General features: G+C 36.7%; 2 protein-coding genes. Both read left to right on the top strand.

Annotated elements, in window-relative coordinates; genetic code table 11:
• The coding region (locus tag GPK81_RS07355) for a hypothetical protein (RefSeq protein ID WP_215706806.1) at positions 1 to 256 on the top strand (256 nt) is incomplete at its 5' end.
• Positions 249 to 1,361, top strand: coding sequence for a tyrosine-type recombinase/integrase (locus tag GPK81_RS07350; protein ID WP_215706805.1), 1,113 nt, complete (start codon positions 249 to 251; stop codon positions 1,359 to 1,361). The genes GPK81_RS07355 and GPK81_RS07350, both read left to right, overlap by 8 nt.
• The last annotated feature ends 8 nt before the right edge of the window (positions 1,362 to 1,369 follow it).

The following is a 1,369-nucleotide window of genomic DNA, read 5'->3' as shown; positions in this document are numbered from 1 at the left end:
TGTCGCTTATCATTTCCATAAGCGACACCTGTTTTTCTCAATTATACATAGTTTCCGAATCATAAACAATGATAGCATCGGCAATATGTGTTGTCAAGCCACGAAAAATGCACTATATTTAGCAGGTTATGCTCTTTTTGGGTGTGAGATATTCCTAAATACGCCACCTGGCTTCCTTTTTTCGCCGATTCGTGGTCACAAAAATGGTCAGGCTTTTGCTATAATGAATGAAAAAGGAGACTGCAATTATGCCTAGAAAAGGGGAAAATATCAGAAAGAGAAAAGATGGAAGATGGGAAGCGCGCTATGAAAAATCCCGTGACCAAAATGGCCGGATTCAGTATGGCTATGTATATGCTCACACTTATGATTCTGTAAAAAAGAAAAAGCTGGCAATTTTATGTAAAAACAGGCCACAGACAAATATCGGAAGAAAAATCTTCTTTCGGAACCTTAATCAGGAATGGCTGGCATCTGTTCGATACACTGTAAAGATCAGTACTTATACCTGTTATGAAACTTTGATCAGCATACATATCATTCCTGAATTTGGGGACATTCCTGTAAAATATATCTCGTCAGATTCTATATACAGATTTTCCGAAAAACTGAAAAAAGAAGGGCTTTCTTCCCGCACCATAAAAAACATTCTTATTTTATTCCACAGTATCCTTCAATATGGAGAAAAGCAGGGATATATCAATCATCTTTCTCAGCTGGAATTTCGTTATCCTAAAATAATAGAACATTCTTTTAATATCATATCTCAGGAAAATCTCACAAAATTAATTTCTGTTCTTTGTACAGACACATCCAGATTTTCTATAGGTATTCTGTTATGTATTTACACCGGAATACGGGTTGGTGAACTTAGTGGAATACGTTGGGAGGATATTGATTTTGAACAGAGGATTCTTCACATAAGGCGTACGATTTCACGGGTAAAAAATCTTGATCACACTGCCGGAGAGGATAAACTCCCTAAAACAATCCTGTTGATCGGGCCTCCAAAATCACCATCATCGATCAGAGATATTCCAATCTCTGATTTTTTATTAGAAAAATTAAAATCTATTGCCACAGATCAGGACGCATACCTTCTGACTGGTACAAATCTGAAATGTATGGAGCCACGAACGATCCAACGTAAATTCAAACGACTTCTTGAACAATGCGAAATCCCGAATATCAATATTCATTCTCTGCGGCATACATTTGCTTCCCGTTGTATCGAAATGGGAATCGACAGCAAGACACTTTCTGAAATTCTTGGACATTCGTCCGTTAAAATTACCATGGATATTTATGTACACTGCAGCATGAAACAAAAGCAGAAATATATGGAGAAATTATATTATTAGCAGTCAGA

The organism is Blautia sp. MCC283 (assembly GCF_018785565.1).
In the GTDB taxonomy this organism is placed as follows: Bacteria; Bacillota; Clostridia; order Lachnospirales; family Lachnospiraceae; genus Blautia_A.
This window is presented reverse-complemented; position numbering and strand designations above follow the sequence as displayed.